General features: G+C 63.3%; 16 protein-coding genes and 1 pseudogene. 9 read left to right on the forward strand and 8 right to left on the reverse strand.

The genetic code is table 11. From position 1 onward, the window contains the following. A pseudogene (locus BLR85_RS09340) lies at window positions 1-411 on the reverse strand (IS5 family transposase); the annotation flags it as partial. 807 nt (window positions 412-1,218) lie between these two features. Between BLR85_RS09340 and sucC the strand changes: the two are divergent. The 5 genes from sucC (at window position 1,219) to lpdA (ending at window position 9,509) form a co-directional block, all read left to right on the forward strand. Then, window positions 1,219-2,412, forward strand: a complete 1,194-nt coding sequence (gene sucC / locus BLR85_RS09345; protein ID WP_093154330.1) for an ADP-forming succinate--CoA ligase subunit beta — start codon at window positions 1,219-1,221, stop codon at window positions 2,410-2,412. 5 nt (window positions 2,413-2,417) lie between these two features. Further along, window positions 2,418-3,305, forward strand: coding sequence for a succinate--CoA ligase subunit alpha (gene sucD, locus BLR85_RS09350; protein ID WP_093154334.1), 888 nt, complete (start codon window positions 2,418-2,420; stop codon window positions 3,303-3,305). A gap of 225 nt (window positions 3,306-3,530) precedes the next feature. Next, on the forward strand, window positions 3,531-6,482 hold the full coding sequence (locus BLR85_RS09355; RefSeq protein ID WP_093154344.1) for a 2-oxoglutarate dehydrogenase E1 component: 2,952 nt from the start codon (window positions 3,531-3,533) through the stop codon (window positions 6,480-6,482). Between the two features lie 4 nt (window positions 6,483-6,486). Beyond that, window positions 6,487-7,971 carry a 2-oxoglutarate dehydrogenase complex dihydrolipoyllysine-residue succinyltransferase gene (gene odhB / locus BLR85_RS09360; protein WP_093154350.1) on the forward strand — a complete coding sequence of 495 codons (1,485 nt, stop codon included), beginning with the start codon at window positions 6,487-6,489 and terminating at the stop codon, window positions 7,969-7,971. Between the two features lie 143 nt (window positions 7,972-8,114). Continuing rightward, window positions 8,115-9,509, forward strand: a complete 1,395-nt coding sequence (gene lpdA / locus BLR85_RS09365; protein WP_093154355.1) for a dihydrolipoyl dehydrogenase — start codon at window positions 8,115-8,117, stop codon at window positions 9,507-9,509. A 180-nt stretch (window positions 9,510-9,689) separates the two neighbouring features. On the opposite strand, the gene BLR85_RS09370 is transcribed toward lpdA, so the two are convergent. Continuing rightward, window positions 9,690-10,817, reverse strand: coding sequence for a beta-ketoacyl-ACP synthase III (locus tag BLR85_RS09370; RefSeq protein WP_093154360.1), 1,128 nt, complete (start codon window positions 10,815-10,817; stop codon window positions 9,690-9,692). A gap of 240 nt (window positions 10,818-11,057) precedes the next feature. Continuing rightward, window positions 11,058-11,723 carry a sulfotransferase gene (locus BLR85_RS09375; protein ID WP_093154364.1) on the reverse strand — a complete coding sequence of 222 codons (666 nt, stop codon included), beginning with the start codon at window positions 11,721-11,723 and terminating at the stop codon, window positions 11,058-11,060. 177 nt (window positions 11,724-11,900) lie between these two features. On the opposite strand from BLR85_RS09375, the gene BLR85_RS09380 reads away from it, so the two are divergent. Further along, window positions 11,901-12,182, forward strand: a complete 282-nt coding sequence (locus tag BLR85_RS09380) for a GlsB/YeaQ/YmgE family stress response membrane protein (RefSeq protein WP_212635052.1) — start codon at window positions 11,901-11,903, stop codon at window positions 12,180-12,182. Window positions 12,183-12,196: 14 nt separating this feature from the next. Here the strand turns inward: BLR85_RS09380 and BLR85_RS09385 are convergent, their stop codons facing one another. Next, the gene (locus BLR85_RS09385) at window positions 12,197-12,847 is read right to left on the reverse strand and encodes a pyrimidine 5'-nucleotidase (RefSeq protein WP_093154369.1); all 651 of its coding nucleotides are present in this window, start codon (window positions 12,845-12,847) and stop codon (window positions 12,197-12,199) included. A gap of 133 nt (window positions 12,848-12,980) precedes the next feature. On the opposite strand from BLR85_RS09385, the gene BLR85_RS09390 reads away from it, so the two are divergent. After that, a complete protein-coding gene (locus BLR85_RS09390) occupies window positions 12,981-13,631 on the forward strand; it encodes a GntR family transcriptional regulator (RefSeq protein WP_093154374.1) in 651 nt (216 codons plus the stop codon). A 20-nt stretch (window positions 13,632-13,651) separates the two neighbouring features. Here the strand turns inward: BLR85_RS09390 and BLR85_RS29820 are convergent, their stop codons facing one another. From BLR85_RS29820 to carA, 3 genes are all read right to left on the reverse strand, one after another. Then, a complete protein-coding gene (locus BLR85_RS29820; protein WP_244520666.1) occupies window positions 13,652-13,939 on the reverse strand; it encodes a hypothetical protein in 288 nt (95 codons plus the stop codon). Between the two features lie 36 nt (window positions 13,940-13,975). Beyond that, window positions 13,976-15,622 carry a glycosyltransferase gene (locus tag BLR85_RS09395; protein ID WP_244520667.1) on the reverse strand — a complete coding sequence of 549 codons (1,647 nt, stop codon included), beginning with the start codon at window positions 15,620-15,622 and terminating at the stop codon, window positions 13,976-13,978. 91 nt (window positions 15,623-15,713) lie between these two features. Further along, entirely contained in the window at window positions 15,714-16,871 is a 1,158-nt protein-coding gene (carA, locus tag BLR85_RS09400) for a glutamine-hydrolyzing carbamoyl-phosphate synthase small subunit (RefSeq protein WP_093154378.1), read from the reverse strand. A gap of 194 nt (window positions 16,872-17,065) precedes the next feature. On the opposite strand from carA, the gene BLR85_RS09405 reads away from it, so the two are divergent. Continuing rightward, on the forward strand, window positions 17,066-17,524 hold the full coding sequence (locus tag BLR85_RS09405; RefSeq protein WP_093154671.1) for a GatB/YqeY domain-containing protein: 459 nt from the start codon (window positions 17,066-17,068) through the stop codon (window positions 17,522-17,524). A gap of 17 nt (window positions 17,525-17,541) precedes the next feature. Beyond that, the gene (locus BLR85_RS09410; protein ID WP_093154381.1) at window positions 17,542-18,084 is read left to right on the forward strand and encodes a GNAT family N-acetyltransferase; all 543 of its coding nucleotides are present in this window, start codon (window positions 17,542-17,544) and stop codon (window positions 18,082-18,084) included. Window positions 18,085-18,093: 9 nt separating this feature from the next. Here BLR85_RS09410 and BLR85_RS09415 read toward each other — a convergent pair whose 3' ends face one another. Beyond that, on the reverse strand, window positions 18,094-18,903 hold the full coding sequence (locus BLR85_RS09415; protein WP_170844510.1) for a c-type cytochrome: 810 nt from the start codon (window positions 18,901-18,903) through the stop codon (window positions 18,094-18,096). Window positions 18,904-18,948 lie beyond the last annotated feature (45 nt).

Below are 18,948 nucleotides of genomic sequence, written 5' to 3' on the forward strand. Positions count from 1 at the left end.
TCACCCGGAGGTGGATCTTGGTCGTGAAGCCACCCTTTGAGCGGCCAAAACCCTGTCGCGGAGTCCCCCTTTAGCGCCCGCTGCCTGATGATGGGCGCGAACCACGGTGCTATCGACCATTTGCAGGGCGTCAGGGACGATCCGGCTCTCGGTCAGCGCCTCCAGGATCTGTTCCCAGAGACCGGCGAGCGTCCAGCGGCGGAACTGCCGATAGACACTTGACCATTTTCCGAACTCTTCGGGCAAGTCCCGCCATGGTGCTCCTGTCCGAGCGATCCAGAAAACACCATCAAGAACACGCCGGTGGTTTGTGGGTTTGCGCCCATTCGAGGCGCGAACAGACAAGATGAAACGCTCAAAGAACGCCCACTCCTCGTCCGACATCAGGTCTCGTGCCAAGCTGGTCTCCATCGCAGATACCAGCTTGAATCACGCCTATCGCCGAGTGTGAATCCCTTTTGTCAACACGACCTAGCAAGCGCAGCTATTTCGGTCTTCCCGCCCTGACACTGATCGCCGGAATTGCCCGGATCCCGGTTTCTTCTGTTTTCCTAGTTGTTAATGTCTCGCCATTCGACACGGCGCAGCTTTTCACTGCCATTTCCGTGTCCGGAATCGGTATTGCGACTTTGTTCGACCTGGGCAGCCTTCTCTGCGTCTCAGTTCTCGCTGTCCGCAATGGCCGGAGCCGAAACCGAAATGCAGAGCATGGCGGCAAGCGAGGTTGTAATAAGAAGTTTCACGGATTATCAGTCCCGACCCCGAGAATTTTCTTCGCGTTTGCGGGCATTCGGGGCCATGCCCGCCACTCAGAACATCTGTTGATGTGGGGTAAGTTCTCTGACATAAAATTGATTGAAAATATAGCATAATGGACACTTCCCATCGAGTGCCTCGGCGGAGCCGACCGCGAAGCGTCGGCCGAGCGGGGGATGGCGCTGCCGGAATCATGTGCTGGATCGGGAAACGATGCGCGGCTCCCGGTGGTCGCCCTATCTGAACCCAGCGGGCCCGAATACGGTGTAATTCCACCGACGTCGCGCGTTGAATTTCACCTGCAGCGAATCGCTTGATTTTAATTTGTGATCACACTTTTTGTGGGTGTGATCACAAAAGTACGATTTTGCGCTAACAGATCCCCGTTTTGACAAAAAACGGTTTGACGGCACACGAAGGTATGCCAATCAGGCAAAAATCGCAGCTAGACGGGACATTTTCATGAACATCCATGAATACCAGGCGAAGGCTCTGCTTCGCGACTTCGGCGCCCCGGTCAGTGATGGCCGTATCGTTTACAAGGCGGAGGAGGCCAAGACGGCCGCCGGCGAAATGGACGGGCCGCTTTGGGTCGTCAAGGCTCAGATCCACGCGGGTGGCCGCGGCAAGGGCCATTTCAAGGAGCCGGAAGCTGGCGAAAAGGGCGGCGTACGGATCGCAAAGTCGGTCGAAGAGGCCGCCGAGGAAGCCAGAAAGATGCTTGGCCGCACGCTCGTTACCGAACAGACCGGCCCGGCGGGCAAGGAAGTCCACCGCGTCTATATCGAGGATGGCTCCAACATCCAGCGTGAGCTTTACCTCGCGCTGCTGATCGACCGCCAGACCTCGCGCATCTCTTTCGTCTGCTCCACCGAGGGCGGGATGAATATTGAAGAGGTGGCTGCCGAGACCCCGGAAAAGATCCTGTCCTTCTCCGTCGATCCGGCCACAGGTTATCACGGCTACCATGGCCGCCGCATCGCCTTCATGCTCGGCCTCAAGGGGCCGCAGGTCAAGCAATGCGTTGCCCTGATGAAGACGCTCTACCGGATGTTCGTCCAGAAGGACATGGATATGCTGGAGATCAACCCGTTGATCATTTCCGACACGGGCGACCTCAAGTGCCTCGATGCCAAGATGGGCTTCGACGGCAACGCGCTCTATCGCCACCCTGACGTGGCCGCGCTGCGCGACGAGACCGAAGAGGACCCGAAAGAGCTGGAAGCCAGCAAGTTCGACCTCAACTACATCGCGCTCGACGGTGACATCGGCTGCATGGTGAACGGCGCGGGCCTGGCCATGGCGACGATGGATATCATCAAGCTCTACGGTGCCGAGCCGGCGAACTTCCTCGACGTGGGCGGCGGGGCGACCAAGGAAAAGGTCACCGAAGCTTTCAAGATCATCACCTCGGACCCGAACGTGAAGGGCATCCTGGTGAACATCTTCGGTGGCATCATGCGCTGTGATGTCATCGCCGAGGGCGTGATCGCCGCGGTGAAAGAGGTTGGCCTGCAGGTTCCGCTGGTCGTGCGTCTCGAAGGTACGAATGTTGAAAAGGGCAAGGAAATCATTGCCTCCAGCGGTCTGAACGTGATCGCGGCGGACGATCTCGCCGATGGCGCCCAGAAAATCGTCGCAGCGGTGAAAGGATAAGAAGAATGGCTGTTCTCGTTGATGAAAACACCAAGGTGATCTGCCAGGGCTTCACCGGCTCGCAGGGCACCTTCCACTCCGAGCAGGCGATTGCCTATGGCACCAAGATGGTCGGCGGCGTAACGCCGGGCAAAGGTGGCCAGGAGCATCTTGGCCTGCCGGTCTTCGACTCCGTGCACGAAGCCAAGGCCGTGACAGAGGCAAACGCGACCGTGATTTACGTGCCGCCCCCCTTCGCGGCGGACTCGATCCTCGAGGCCATCGACGCCGAGATGGAGCTGATCGTCTGCATCACGGAAGGCATCCCGGTCATGGACATGATGACGGTCAAGCGCGCGCTGCAGTGCAGCAGGTCGCGTCTGATCGGCCCGAACTGCCCCGGTATCATCACGCCGGATGCCTGCAAGATCGGCATCATGCCGGGCCACATTCACAAGCGCGGCTCCGTGGGCGTTGTCTCCCGCTCGGGCACGCTGACCTACGAGGCTGTTAAGCAGACCTCCGATTCCGGCCTCGGCCAGTCCACCGCTGTCGGCATCGGCGGCGACCCGATCAAGGGCACCGAGCATATCGACGTGCTGGAGATGTTCCTCGCCGATGACGAAACCCAGTCGATCATCATGATCGGCGAGATCGGTGGCGCGGCCGAAGAGGAAGCCGCGCAGTTCCTGGCCGACGAGAAGAAGCGCGGCCGCTGGAAGCCGACCGCCGGTTTCATCGCCGGCCGCACGGCCCCTCCGGGCCGCCGCATGGGCCATGCCGGTGCGATCGTCGCCGGTGGCAAGGGCGGTGCCGAGGACAAGATCGAAGCCATGCTCTCCGCGGGCATCACCGTCGCCGAAAGCCCGGCTCACCTGGGCCAGGCGGTTCTGAAGGCCATCGACAAGGGCTGAGTGACGGCTGGGGGGGGTAAACCCGCAATGGGACGAGCGACAGCGAACCGCTTGTACATCCTCCCCCGCAATCACTGCTCGGGCCGTTCCATGCGGCCCGAGTTTCGGCATGTGGAGCAAGGCTTTGTGCCTGACAAATTGTCTCCGACAATGGGTGCCGAACAACTGGAATTTCGCCACAGACAACCTTAGGTCCGAACACAACAAAAGCGCCAAGGACTCGCCATGACCGAACACAGCCGCAACGATATTTTCCATGCGTCCAGCTTCCTGCAAGGCCACAATGCGGAATATGTGGAGCAACTCTACGCCCGCTATTCCCAGGACCCGACCTCGGTCGACGAAGCCTGGGGCGAGTTCTTCCGCCAACTCGGCGATGAGGAACAGGAAGTGCGGGCCGAGGCGACAGGCCCGTCCTGGGCGCGGCCGTCCACTTTCATCGCCGATGAGCTGACCGCGGCGTTGACCGGTGAATGGGCTGAACCGGAAGTTCGTGATGCCGGCAAGAAAATCAAGGCCAAGGCGGCCGAAAAGGGCGTCGAGGTTTCTGACGACCAGATCAAGCGCGCCGTTCTGGACTCCATCCGCGCCCTGATGATCATCCGCGCCTACCGGATCCGGGGCCACCTGGTTGCCGATCTGGACCCGCTGGGCATGCGCGATGCCACACCACACCCGGAGCTCGATCCGGCCTCCTACGGCTTCAAGGACGCCGACATGGACCGGCCGATCTTCATCGACAATGTGCTCGGTCTGCAAGTGGCGACGATGCGCCAGATCCTCGACATCGTGAAGCGCACCTATTGTGGCACCTTCGCGCTGCAATACATGCACATCTCGGACCCGGAGCAGGCCGCCTGGCTCAAGGAGCGGATCGAGGGTTTCGGCAAGGAAATCCAGTTCACCCGTGAGGGGCGCCGCGCGATCCTCAACAAGCTGGTCGAGGCCGAGGGCTTCGAGAAGTTCCTGCACGTGAAATACATGGGCACCAAGCGCTTCGGTCTCGATGGCGGTGAATCCCTGATCCCGGCCATGGAACAGATCATCAAGCGCGGCGGTGCGCTCGGCGTGACCGACGTGGTGATCGGCATGCCCCACCGCGGTCGCCTCAGCGTGCTCGCCAACGTGATGAGCAAGCCCTACCGGGCCATCTTCAACGAATTCCAGGGCGGCAGCTTCAAGCCCGAGGACGTGGACGGCTCCGGCGACGTGAAATATCACCTCGGCGCTTCCTCTGACCGCGAGTTCGACGGCAACTCGGTGCACCTCTCGCTGACCGCGAACCCCTCGCACCTCGAAGCCGTGAACCCGGTCGTGCTGGGCAAGTCCCGCGCCAAGCAGGACCAGAACAACGACCCGCATCGCACCTCGGTGATCCCGATCCTGCTGCACGGTGACGCGGCTTTCGCCGGTCAGGGTGTCGTTGCGGAATGCTTTGCGCTGTCCGGTCTCAAGGGCCACCGCACCGGCGGCACGATCCATATCGTCGTGAACAACCAGATCGGCTTTACCACGGCGCCGCATTTCTCGCGTTCCTCGCCCTATCCGACGGACAACGCGCTGGTGGTGGAAGCGCCGATCTTCCACGTCAACGGCGACGATCCCGAGGCCGTTGTGCACGCGGCCAAGGTCGCCACGGAGTTCCGCCAGAAATTCCACAAGGATGTCGTGATCGACATCTTCTGCTACCGCCGCTTCGGTCACAACGAGGGCGACGAGCCCATGTTCACCAACCCGGTGATGTACAACAACATCAAGAAGCACAAGACGACGCTTGCGCTTTATACCGAGCGGCTGGTCAAGGACGGCCTCATCCCCGAGGGCGAGATCGAGGACATGAAGGCCGCCTTCCAGGCCAAGCTGAACGACGAGTTCGAGGCCGGCAAGGAATTCAAGCCGAACAAGGCAGACTGGCTCGACGGCCGCTGGTCGCATCTCGACCGCGAGGGCGACAGCTACCAGCGCGGCGAAACCGCGATCCCGGACGAGACCTTCGACGCGGTCGGCCGTTCACTGGTTACTGCCCCTGACGGCTACCCGCTGCACAAGACGGTTGGCCGGCTGCTCGACGCCAAGTCGCAAATGTTCGAAACCGGCAAGGGCTTCGACTGGGCCACCGGTGAGGCGCTGGCCTTCGGCTCGCTTCTGACCGAGGGCTACCCGGTGCGTCTCGCGGGTCAGGACTCCACGCGCGGCACCTTCTCGCAGCGCCATTCCGGCTTCGTGAACCAGCTGACGGAAGAGCGCTACTACCCGCTCAACCATATCCGCGAGGGCCAGGCGCAGTACGAGGTGATCGACTCGGCGCTGTCGGAATATGCGGTGCTCGGCTTCGAATATGGCTACTCGCTGGCCGAACCGAACGCGCTCACGCTTTGGGAAGCCCAGTTCGGCGACTTCGCCAACGGCGCCCAGATCATGTTCGATCAGTTCATCAGTTCGGGTGAGAGCAAGTGGCTGCGCATGTCCGGCCTCGTCATGCTGATGCCGCATGGTTTCGAAGGGCAGGGACCGGAGCACTCCTCCGCGCGCCTTGAGCGCTGGCTGCAACTGTGCGGTCAGGATAACTGGATCGTGGCGAACTGCTCGACGCCCGCGAACTACTTCCACATCCTGCGCCGCCAGCTGCACCGCTCCTTCCGCAAGCCGCTGGTTCTGATGACGCCGAAATCGCTGCTGCGCCACAAGTTCTGCATCTCGGACCGCGAGGATTTCACCACCGGATCCTCTTTCCATCGCGTCCTCTGGGACGACGCGCAGAAGGGCAATTCGGACACCCAGCTCAAACCGGACTCCGAGATCAACCGCGTGGTCATGTGCTCGGGCAAGGTCTATTACGACCTGCTCGAAGAGCGCGACGCCCGCGGCATCGACGATATCTACCTGCTGCGTATCGAGCAGTTCTACCCCTTCCCGGCGATCTCGCTGGTCAAGGAACTTGAGCGCTTCAAAGGCGCCGAGATGGTCTGGTGCCAGGAAGAGCCCAAGAACCAGGGTGCCTGGACCTTCATCGAGCCGAATATCGAATGGGTCCTGACCCGCATCGGCGCAACCCATAGCCGTCCGGCTTATGCCGGCCGCGCCGCCTCCGCCTCGCCGGCTACCGGCCTGGCCTCCATGCACAAAGCACAGCAAGCCGCGCTCATCGACGAAGCGCTGACCATCGAAGGGAAGTGAAAAAATGACCATTGAAGTCCGCGTGCCCACCCTGGGTGAAAGCGTCACCGAAGCCACCGTCGCAACCTGGTTCAAGAAACCTGGCGATGCTGTCGCCGTCGATGAGATGCTGTGCGAGCTGGAAACCGACAAGGTGACGGTCGAGGTCCCGGCGCCGGCCGCCGGTGTGCTGGGCGAGATCGTCGCCGGCGAAGGCGAAACCGTCGGTGTCGATGCCCTGCTGGCCACGCTGCAGGCCGGCGAAGGTGCGGCCCCGGCGCCCGCCGCACAAGCTGCCCCCGCCAAGGCCGCATCGGCCCCGGCTTCTGGCGGCGCCTCGGTCGACGTGATGGTCCCGACCCTTGGTGAGAGCGTCACCGAAGCCACTGTTTCCACATGGTTCAAGGCCGTCGGCGATACTGTCGCGCAGGACGAGATGCTGTGCGAGCTGGAAACCGACAAGGTTTCCGTCGAGGTTCCGGCCCCGGTCGCGGGCGTCCTGACCGAGATCGCCGCGCCGGAAGGCTCTACCGTCGACGCCGCTGCCAAACTGGCCGTGATCGCCGCCGGTGAAGGCGCTGCCGCGGCCCCTGCGCCCGCCGCCGCCGCCCCGGCGTCTGCCAAGGACGTCGCGGACGCGCCTTCCGCCCGCAAGTTGATGGCCGAAAAAGGTATGGACCCGGCTGCCGTCCAGGGCTCCGGCCGTGACGGCCGCGTGATGAAGGAGGACGTCATCGCCGCGCTCAACAAGCCGGCCGCCAAGCCCGCCGCCCCGGCCGCCCCGCGCGCGCCGGTCCCGGCCGAGGATGCGGCCCGCGAAGAGCGCATCAAGATGACCCGCCTGCGCGCCACCATCGCCCGCCGCCTCAAGGACGCACAGAACAACGCCGCGATCCTGACCACCTATAACGAGGTGGACATGACGGAGACGATGGCGCTGCGCTCGCAATACAAGGACGAGTTCGAGAAGCGCCACGGCGTTCGCCTCGGCTTCATGTCCTTCTTCACCAAGGCCTGCTGCGCCGCGCTGAAGGAAGTGCCCGAGGTCAACGCAGAGATCGACGGCGACGAGATCGTCTACAAGAACTTCGTCCATATGGGCATCGCCGCCGGCACGCCACAGGGCCTCGTCGTCCCCGTCATCCGCGACGCCGACCAGATGGGCTTTGCCGAGATCGAAGCCGCCATCGCCGAGAAGGGCCGCCGCGCCCGCGACGGCAAGCTCTCCATGGCCGAGATGCAGGGCGGCACCTTCACCATCTCCAACGGTGGTGTCTATGGCTCGCTGATGTCCTCGCCGATCCTCAACCCGCCGCAATCGGGTATCCTCGGCATGCACAAGATCCAGCAGCGCCCGATGGTCATCAACGGCGAGATCGTCGCCCGCCCGATGATGTACCTGGCACTCAGCTACGATCACCGCATCGTCGACGGCAAGGGCGCCGTGACCTTCCTGGTGAAGGTCAAGGAAGCGCTCGAAGACCCGCGCCGCCTGCTGATGGATCTCTGATCCCGACGGCGGCCGCCGATCCCGCGGCCGTCGCATCCTCTTTCTTGAAGTATCCTCGGGGGAGGCGCCGCAAGGCGCCGGGGGGCAGACGGCCCCCCTCCCACGCCGCCCAAAGGCGCGCGCCAACCGCAAAGGAACACATCATGGCAAGCTATGACGTTATCGTAATCGGCGCCGGCCCCGGCGGCTATGTCTGCGCCATCCGCTGCGCCCAACTGGGCCTGAAAACCGCTTGTGTCGAGGGCCGCGAAACCCTCGGTGGCACCTGCCTCAACGTCGGCTGCATCCCCTCCAAGGCGCTGCTGCATGCCTCGCACCTGTTGCACGAGAGCGAGCACAATTTCGAGGAAATGGGCATCAAGGCCGGCAAACCGAAGGTCGATTTCGAAAAGATGCTCGGTTACAAGCAGGGCGTGATCGACACCAACACCAAGGGCATCGAGTTCCTGTTCAAGAAGAACAAGATCGACTGGCTGAAGGGCTGGGGCTCGATCCCCGAGGCTGGCAAGGTCAAGGTCGGAGACGAGATCCACGAAGCCAAGAATATCATCATCGCGTCCGGCTCCTCTGCGGCCTCGATCCCGGGCGCCGAAGTCGAGATCGACGAGAAGATCGTCGTCACCTCCACCGGTGCTCTGGAACTGCCGAAGATCCCGAAAAAGATGGTCGTGGTCGGTGCAGGCGTGATCGGGCTGGAGCTTGGCTCCGTCTATAGCCGCCTCGGCACCGAGGTCACCGTGATCGAGTTCCTGGACGGTATTACCCCGGGCGCCGATGCCGAGGTTGCCCGTGCCTTCCAGAAGATCCTCAAGAAGCAGGGGCTGGATATCATCACCGGCGCCGCCGTTTCCAAGGTCGAGACGCTCAAGACCAAGGCCAAGGTCACGTACGCGATGCGCAAGGATGGGGCCGAGCACACGGTCGATGCCGACGTGGTCCTCGTCGCCACCGGCCGTCTGCCCTTTACCGAAGGGCTGGGGCTCGACGCACTCGGCGTCAAGATGTCCAAGCGTGGCCAGATCGAGGTCGATGCGCATTACCAGACCAATATCCCCGGCGTTTACGCCATCGGCGACGTGATCGACGGCCCGATGCTGGCGCACAAGGCCGAGGACGAGGGCGGCGCCGTGGCCGAGATGATCGCCGGGCAGAAGCCGCATATCGACTACAACCTCATCCCCGGCGTGATCTACACCACGCCCGAGGTGGCTTCGGTCGGTGCGACCGAAGAGCAGCTCAAGGAGGCGGGACGGGCCTACAAGGCTGGCAAGTTCAACTTCATGGGCAATGGCCGCGCCAAGGCGATGATGCAGTCCGACGGCTTCGTGAAGATCCTCGCCGACAAGGAAACCGACCGCATCCTTGGCGCCCATATCATCGGCCCGGTGGCCGGCGAGATGATCCACGAGATCTGCGTCGCGATGGAGTTCGGCGCCTCGGCCGAGGATCTTGCCCGCACCTGCCACGCCCACCCGACCACCTCGGAAGCGGTGCGTGAGGCGGCGATGGCCTGTGGCGACGGACCGATCCACGCCTGATTGGCCGGGGACGGGGGGCTGTCTGCCCCCCGCGCGCCCCGGTCGGGGCGCTCCCCCCGAGGATATTTTTGGACAGAAGAAGAGGGCCCCTTGGGGCCCTTTTTCAAATGATGGGGACGAGGGGAACGCCGCCGCAGCCTGCCAGGAGGACAAGCATGGCGGTCAGCGTGGAGATGCGGATCATGCGGATTTCCTTTCGACGATGACTGAGCCTACCGAATAGCCGGCGCCAAACGAACAGATCAGGCCGATATCGCCAGTCTGCATGTCCTCGGAAAACTTGGAAAAGGCGATGATGGAACCGGCGGAGGAGGTGTTGGCGTAGTCCTGCAGGATATTGGGCTGTTCTTCGGGCGTGGGCACGCGGCCCAGCACCTTCTTGCCGATGAAATCGTTCATCGTCTTGTTGGCCTGGTGCAGCCATATCCGCTTCAGGTCTTCCTTGGCGATACCCTCGTCGGCCATGTGCGCGGCGATATGGGCGCTGACCATCGGCAGCACCTGTTTGAAGACCTTGCGGCCCTCCTGCATGAAGAGCATGTCGCGGCGGTCTTGCATGTGGCCCTTGCGGGTACGACGCAGGAAGCCGTTATTGTTGCGGATATTGTTGGAAAATTCCGTCGCCAACCGCGTGGAGCGGATGGTGAAATGCGGCCCCTTCGCGTCTTCTTCGCGCTCCAGCAGCACGGCGGTGCAGACATCGCCGAAGATGAAATGGCAGTCCCGATCGCGCCATTCGAGGTGGGCCGAGCAGATTTCCGGGTTGACCACCAGCGCCTTGCGGATGGAGCCGGCGCGGATCATGTCGGCCGCGGCCTGGATGCCGAAGGTGGCGGAAGAACAGGCGACATTCATGTCGAAGCCGAAACCGCCGCAGCCGAGCAGTTTCTGGATCTCGACCGCGATGGCGGGATAGGCGCGCTCGTGGTTGGAGGCGGCGCAGAGCACGGCATCGACCTCGGCGGCGTCCACGCCCGCCTGTTCGAGCGCCTTGGTGCAGGCATCGACGGCCATTTCTGCCATCACGCCGGGTTCCTCGTCGGAGCGCTCCCGCAGGATCGGCGCCATAACCCCGGGGTCGAGCACGCCGGATTTGTTCAGCACGTAGCGGTTCTCGATACCGGAGGCGGCGATGATGAACTCGGTGGAGGAATGCTGTATCGGTTCCACCTCGCCGGCAGCGATGGCATCGGCATTCGCTGTGTTCACGCGGTCGGCATAGGCGTTGAAGGCCGCGACCAACTCATCATTGGTAATGATCTCAGAGGGCGTGAAGACCCCCGTTCCGGTGATCGCTGGCTGATACATCGCGGGACTCCTTGTCGATCCCCGTCAAAGATCGCTTGTTTACGGGAAGGTCAAGAGGTGCCGGTATCCACAGGTGTCGGACCCGAGCCTGAGCGGCAAGAAAATGCCGGGCAAGGCCCTCGCGGCTCCTGTCAAAGTGATAGCCTGCGTTGCAGGGGAGAAATCCCGCGGGGCGGGTGCGATTGGGCGCGGGCAGGACGCGCCACGGCACACCGGGACTTGCCAGAGCCAACCAATCCCTCAGTTCAGATGCAGAAGGCGTTCTTCGAGGCTGTCTTCCAACAGCTCCGGCGGGAGCATTTCGCCCAGCCAGTCCAAAAGGGGCAGCAGGCCGGTTGGGTTTCGGTCGAAATCGGCGTGGTCGATGAGAAAACTGCGTTCCGGATTGGCCGCATGCGCCTTGTGGAAACGCTCGATCGTCATTTCGAGAACATCCGTGACCACGTCCTGGTCCCGGTCCTGCCACCATCCCGAGTGAGACGCCTCCGCCGGATCTCGGGTGAGGAAGATGATGTGCGGGTCTTCGAAATAGCGAAGCATGAAGCCCAGAACGGCGTCGAAATTCCGGTCCGTCAGCGTCTCGTCGGTGTAGTTGATTTCCTTGAACCCCGTGATCCGGGTCCCCTCCGGCGGGTTCAGCACGTCGCGCACGAAGCTTCGTGCGAGGGAATGGGCGAAGGCTTCGGGGTTGGCCTCATTGATGCCGTACCAGGGGTTTCCGGTGAACCGCGCGCGGTTTCCCGAGCGTTCCCGGTGCCGGTCCGCGAGGGCTTCGGCAGCCTCGGCAAGGCTGCACAGGAGCGCGCCGTTCTGCCCCCGGATACAGGCTCCTTCGATGGCATTGAGCGTTTTGAGCAAAGCCGTGGAACCGGTGCGTCCGAAAGTGACGATGAAAATATGCTTCATGAAAACAGATCCTTAAATCTTCGGTCTCGCCGTAACATGCACGGGAGCGGGCGGAAAGAGACAGGGGCGCCAGTTTGTGCGTTTTTGAGTGCCATGATGTGACCGAGCTTTTGGCTTGGTGTGCAACGCTGCAGTGCCTAGGGTTCTTCCATCGGAGTCTTGGGGAGCATGAACGGCATGGATGGAGTTTCGCAGGCAGAGACGATGGTTTTCTCGGGGTGGTTGATCGCGATCGTGATCGGGGCCATCGCGGGCTGGTTGGCTGGCAAGCTGGTGGCGGGCGGCGGTTTCGGTTTCCTGGCCAACACGGTTCTGGGGATCGGCGGCGCGATCCTCGCCAATTTCGCGTTGCCGATGATCGGCGTGCGTTTCGGGAGCGGCTTTTTCGGCTCCATCGTCGCGGCCTCAATCGGGGCGGCCGCGGTGTTGCTTCTGATCCGGATCATCAAGCGGATCTGAGGGCCGTCGCCAGTTCAGGCGTGCGAAAACTGCCCGAGGAAATCCGCCAGATCGTCCGTGTGGTGATCAATATGGGGCGCAGGCGCCGGGGCCGGTGCGACATGGACCGTCCGCATACCCATTTCGAACGGCGCGGCCAGGTTGCGCGGGTCGTCTTCGAACATGGCGGCTCGGGCCGGGTCCAGACCGTCGGCGGTAAAGACAGCCTCGAAGGCAACACGTTCCGGTTTCGGGTGAAAGCCGGCATGTTCCACACCGTAAATCGCGTCGAAAAGCCCCCCCAGACCACGAGCCGCGACCACCCGTTCGGCATAGGGGCGCGAGCCATTGGTATAGACGATGCGCCGGCCGGGCAGGGCGCGGATGCCGCTGGCAAGGGCCGGGTCCGGTACCAGGTGGCTCAGGTCGATCTCGTGCACTTCGTGCAGGTAGGGCGCCGGATCCACCCCATGTTCGCGCATGAGCCCGGCCAGCGTCGTGCCGTATTGGGCCCAGTAATACTTACGCAGCCGGTCGGCCTCGTCCCGGTCAACCGAAAGCGTGCGCATCACCCAGTCGGTCATGCGAACCTCGATCTGGTCGAAGAGGCGCGCATGCGGCGGATAGAGCGTGTTGTCCAGGTCGAAGACCCAAGTCGTTACGTGAGAAAAGCGATCGGTCACCATGGGGCGAAACCTATGTACGGGCGAAGACGGGCGCAAGCGGAGCCGTTGCCACAGTGTCGCGGCGCTTGCCTTCGGCTTCTTGAATATACATGCGATTGCTGTAGCTTATACGCCTCGCAGTAGAGGAAACGGGATGTCGAACGAAAAACCGGCCCAGAAGGATGCCTATGACCTTATCCTGGAGGCGATTGACGTCGGCGTCTACAAGCCCGGCGACCGGCTGGTCGAGTCCGAGCTGGCCGAGCGGTTCGGCGTCTCCCGCACGCCGATCCGGGAGGCCTTGCAGCGTCTGGAGACGCAATCGCTTCTGGCGCGCGATGGGCGCAGCCTGATCGTGGCATCGCTCGATCACAACCAGCTGGCTGAGCTCTACGTGGTGCGGTCCGAACTGGAGGGGCTCGCCGCCCGCCTGGCCGCGCGTCATGCAGCGGTCGAGGAAGTGCGCGTGATGGAGCAGATGATCGCGGCGGACCGCAAGCTGATCAGCAATCCCTCGGCGCTTGCCCGCGCCAACCGCCGCTTCCACCGGCAGATCCATCTTGCGTCCCATAATCGCTACCTCGTTCAGCAGCTCGACCTCGTCTATCGATCGATGGCGCTTATGGCGACGACCTCGCTGGCTGCCGAGGGTCGGGGAGAGACGGCGATGGTGGAACATGAAGCGATCGTTTCCGCGATCAAGGCGCGGGAAGAGCAGGCCGCCTATGACGCGCTGAAGGCTCATATCTCCAATGCCTTCATCGAACGGCTGACGCAGGACAGCGAGGCGTCCAAGGCGCTCTGACAGCCTGAGAACAATCCGGGTCAGATCATCGGATCGGGCGAGACCGGTTCGGGTTCGGCGGCCTCGTCATGCAGGCCGTGCCGGGTCTTGTCCCAGTAGAACGGTTTGGTCAGGATCTCGAAAAACGCCTTGTAGGAGGCGATGGCCGCCAGCGGAAAATAGGCATGCATGGTCGGCACCCAGACCATGAGAAACCGCCGCCCGCGCTGTTGCACGGCGAAAAGCCCGAGGGTGATGGTGATGGCTTCGGAAAAGACGAAGAGCGCGATCATCGACAGGTACAGGCCGGGCGGGATAATGCCCTTCAACGGGTGCGGCAGATCGAAGGCCAGCAGCCAGAAGGATCACAGAACCGGCGCCAGCAGGAATTGCGACAGCGTTCCGAGGAACAGCACCTGGAAGCCCGCGAACTGCCATGCGCCCAGCTCGCGCCAGAGCTTGGCCGGGTTGCGCATGTGAACCGCCCAGGTCATGGCATAGCCCTTGAGCCAGCGCGAGCGCTGCTTGATCCATGGCAGGACCCGGCAATTCGCCTCCTCGCGGGTGGTCGTGTCCACCATTTCCGTCCGGTAACCCATGCGCACCAGCCGCATGCCGAGATCGGCATCTTCGGTCACGTTATGCGCGTCCCAGCCGCCCAGCTTTTCGAGCGCGGCGCGGCGGAAATAGAGCGTCGTGCCGCCAAGCGGCAGCGCCAGCTTCATCCGTTGCAGGCCGGGCAGCACGACGCCGAACCAGCTCGCATATTCGATGGTGAAACAGCGGCTGAGCCAATTCGTGCGGGCGTTGTAGTAATCCAGCCGTCCCTGAAGGCAGGCCACATCCGGCCCGCGGTCGTGGAAATGGCGCACCACCTTGTGCAGCTGGTCGGCATCGGGCGCGTCTTCTGCATCCCAGACGCCGATGATCTGGCCCTTGCAGAAATCGAGTGCATAGTTCAGCGCGCGCGGCTTGGTCTGAACGCCGCCAGCCGGCACCACGATCACCCGCATCCACCGCGGCAGTTCCGTGCGCTCCAGAACCTCCTGCGTCTGCGCATCCGTCTGCTCGACCACCAGCAGGATATCCATCAGCTCCTTGGGATAGGCCAGCCGCTCCAGCCGCTTCACCAGCTTTCCGGCGATATTCTCCTCCTTGTAGAGCGGCACCATGACCGAAACGGTCGGCAGGCGAGCGATGGTCGGCCCCTTGCGGCGCATCGTGTGAAAGAGGTTCGGCCGATTGCCGGCGCGCCGGCGCACAGCGAAAAACAGCGCCGCCGTCTTGAGTGCGAGGGTGACGGCCAACGTGCCGATCGCCCATGCGGCAAGCAGCGAGAAGGTGGCGATCGGCCAGAGTACCCCGACAAGCGTCACCAGCACCAGCGCCAGCGTGATGATCCGGGCCGCCTTGCGTCCGTCCCAAGCGCGACAGGACAGGTTCAAGGCAACACGTTGTTCGGCCCGTTCGGCCAGCAGAGGGTTGCGGACGAGCGTAATGGCCCGGTGCAGTTCCGGATCGGTTGTCAGCGCCATCCGGACTGTTCCGAAGATCGCCTCGAGCTCGTCGCGGAAAATTGCGAAACGTTCGGGGCGCGTGGTCGCAACGATCACACCGGATTCATCGCGGCGCCACGGTACCAACCCGTCGGTCAGGCAGCGCGTTGCGCCATAGGCGTCGATCAACTCGGGGTCGGGCGGGCGGGAGTCCAGTTCGACCACATCGGCCTGCCATTGCTCCGACAGCACCGCCAGCAGCGCGGATTGCGTGACCATGCCGTTGGACAGCAGGATGTCGCCCAGCCGGGCATCCTGCCGTGCCTGCATCGCCAGCGCCTTGACCAGGTCGCCCGGCTTGACCGCGCCACGATGGATCAGGCGCTGTCCAACCAGGTTCTTGGCCGGTGCGCCGCCGTCGATGACGCGCGGTTCGTTGCGGATAGTTCGAAAACGCGGCGGATCCGACGGCTTGACCAGGTTGGTCAGTTGCGAAAGGCGTGTGGGCGCGGTCATTTGCGAGTCGGAATCCCTGCGTTTGGGACGACTCTGTGAACAGCGTGGTTAAGGAGCGGTTAACCTATGGGGGCGTGCCGCGCGGAGAAGGTCAGGCTGTGACCTTACGCGCGTCCATTGCGGCGGCAAAACGCTCGAACAGGTAGAAGCTGTCCTGCGGGCCGGGGCTCGCTTCCGGGTGGTACTGGACCGAGAAGACCGGGCGTTCGGACATCCTGATGCCGCAGTTCGAGCCATCGAACAGCGAGACATGCGTCTCGACCACGCCTTGCGGCAGGGTCTGGCTGTCCACGGTAAAGCCGTGATTCATCGATGTGATCTCGACCTTGCCTGTCTCCAGATCCTTGACCGGGTGGTTCGCCCCGTGATGGCCGTGGTTCATCTTGATCGTCCGGGCACCAAGGGCGAGGGCGAGCATCTGGTGGCCGAGGCAGATTCCGAAGACCGGCAGGTTCGTCTTCTCCAGAATGTCCTTGATCATCGGCACGGCATATTCTCCCGTCGCCGCCGGATCGCCCGGGCCGTTGGAGAGGAACACGCCATCGGGCTCATGCGCCAGAACTTCTGCGGAGGTAGCGGTGGCGGGCAGCACGGTCACGTCGCAACCCACCGAGGCCAGGCAACGCAGGATATTGCGCTTGGCGCCGAAATCGAGCGCGACAACCTTGAATTTCGGCTCGGTCTGCGGCGCGTAGCCTTCCGGCCAGGCCCACCGCATCTCGTCCCAGCGATAGCTCTGCGCGCAGGTCACGTCCTTTGCGAGGTCGAGCCCGACAAGGCCGGGGAAGCCACGGGCGGCCTTGACCAGCGCGGCAATGTCGAAATTGCCCTCCGGGTCGTGCGCCAGTGCCACATGGGGCGAACCTTGCTGCCGGATGGCGCGGGTCAGCCGCCGAGTGTCCACGCCGCCGATTCCGATCCGGCCGCGCCGTTCGAGCCAGGGCTTGAGGTTCTCCGCCGCGCGCCAGTTGGAGGGTTCGGTCGGGTCCCACTTGACGACCATCCCGGCGGCGACCGGGTCGCCCGTCTCGTCATCGTCGGGGTTCACGCCAACGTTGCCCACGTGGGGGAAGGTGAAGGTCACGATCTGACCGGCATAGGAGGGATCGGTCATGATCTCCTGGTAGCCGGTCATCGACGTGTTGAAGCACAGCTCGGCCACGGTCTGACCGGTTGCTCCGAAGCCCTGTCCGTAAAACAGCGTTCCATCGGCGAGGGCAAGGCAAGCGGTGGGCTTGGACTGGGGCATCTGGCAACTCCTGCGGGCAAATCGGCGGCAAACTATGTGGCGGGCGGCGGGGCGTCAAGGCAGAGCGAGCAGGCGTTTCGGCAGCGGTTGCCGGTGGGGGCGTATTTCGGCGAATCCGCTCGCGGCTTGCCAGATGCCGCCGAAACTACTATCACCCCCGCCCGTGGTTGGGGAACCCAAGGATATCCGAAATGATGCAGCTCAGAGACCGTGTAAGTGCTGGCCTAAAGGACGCGATGCGCAACAAGCAGGCCGACAGGCTGTCGACCCTGCGCCTGATTACGGCCGCGATCAAGGACCGCGACATTGCCACCCGCGCCGAAGGCGCAACGGAAGGCGCAACGGATGCCGATGTGCTCCAGATCCTCGGCAAGATGGTCAAGCAGCGCCAGGAAAGCGCGCGGGCCTATGAAGAGGGCGGGCGGCTGGAACTGGCCGAGAAGGAACGCAATGAAATCCTCGTTCTGGAGGAATTCCTGCCGCGCCAGCTCGACGAGGAAGAGGTCGAGAAGGCCATTGCCGAGGCCATTGCCGCCACCGGCGCGGAGAGCATCCGCGACATGGGCAAGGTCATGGGCGCACTCAAGGCGAAATATACCGGCCAGATGGATTTCGGCTCTGTTGGACCGCAGGTGAAATCTCAGCTCGGCTGAACGCGAAAGGGCTCCGCATGGCGGATCTGCTTGTTCGAGACAGCGCGCCGGAGGACTTGCCGGCGATCCAGAAGATCTATGCCTACGAGGTTCTGCATGGGCTGGCGACTTTCGAGGAGGTTCCGCCCTCCGCCGACGAACTTGGCCAGCGTCGACAGGCTGTGATCGAGATGGGGCTGCCCCATCTGGTGGCGGAACGGGACGGTGAAGTGCTCGGCTATGCCTATGCCGGGCTCTATCGTCCGCGTCCGGCCTATCGAAACACGGTCGAGGATTCAGTCTATGTCTCCGAGACCGCGCGCGGGCAGGGCGTCGGCAGGGCGCTGCTGGCGGAGCTGGTTGCGCACTGCGAGGCCGGATGGCGCCGCCAGATGATCGCGGTGATCGGCAACAGCGCCAATCGCGGCTCCATCGAGTTGCACCGGGCGCTCGGTTTCGAGGAAATCGGAACCCTCAAGGCCGTGGGTTTCAAGCACGGCCAATGGGTGGACACTGTCTATATGCAACGCGCCCTGGGCGAGGGCAGCCGTACGCTGCAATCGCCTCCCACGCAGGGCTGACGAGGGCCTCTAGTCCCGCGTGGCGACCGGTGGCAGCGCCTTGAGATAGGCGGCAATCGCTTCAAGGTCGCGCGACGGCAGGTGGGTCAGGTCGATCCGGATGGCCGCCATGCCAGCGAAACCCGCCCCCTCATGTGGCTGCAAGGTCTCGATGATCTCGCCGCTGCTCCAACCGGCCAGCCCGTCCTCGTGCGGGGTGAGGTTGGGCGCATAGCCGCTGCCATCGAGCATCTCCGCCCCGCTCAGCCAGAGCCCGAGTTTCTGGCCGCCAAGCGCGTTGCGCGGGGTGTGGCAGGTACCGCAATGGCCCGGCCCCTCAACGAGATACTGGCCGCGGGCAAGCTCTGCGTTTGGTGTCTCGAAGGACATTACCGGCGCCGGGTGCAGGTTCAGTGTCTGCCATGTCCGCATGGCGCCGGGTTGGTTGACGGGAAAACTGGCCCGGCTCGCCTTGCTGGGGCTGTCCACGGAAGGCAGCGCCTTCAGATAGGCAAACAGATCGACAATATCCCGGTCCGTCATCCGCGCATAGGAGGTATAAGGAAAGGCGGGATAATAGGCCCGGCCATCGAGCGAGATGCCGTGCCGCATCGCGCGGTCGAAATCCTGAAGCTTCCAGGCGCCGATGCCCGCCTGTTCATCCGGCGAGATATTGGGCGCACGGAACAGGCCCTGATCGGCCTGGATCGCATGGCCGCCGCCAAGTTGTGGCGCGCGGCTCGACAGCCGTCCTGGGCTGGCATGGCAGGAAGCGCATCCGCCCGCCCAGAAGACTAGCTCCCCGTTGGCCCGGGAAACCTCCACACCTGACTCCGTCATCACCGCTTGCTCCGGCACCTCGCAAGCAGCCGCAGACAGCAGTAG

It is taken from the genome of Aliiruegeria lutimaris (assembly GCF_900099935.1).
Taxonomy (GTDB): Bacteria; Pseudomonadota; Alphaproteobacteria; order Rhodobacterales; family Rhodobacteraceae; genus Tropicimonas; species Tropicimonas lutimaris.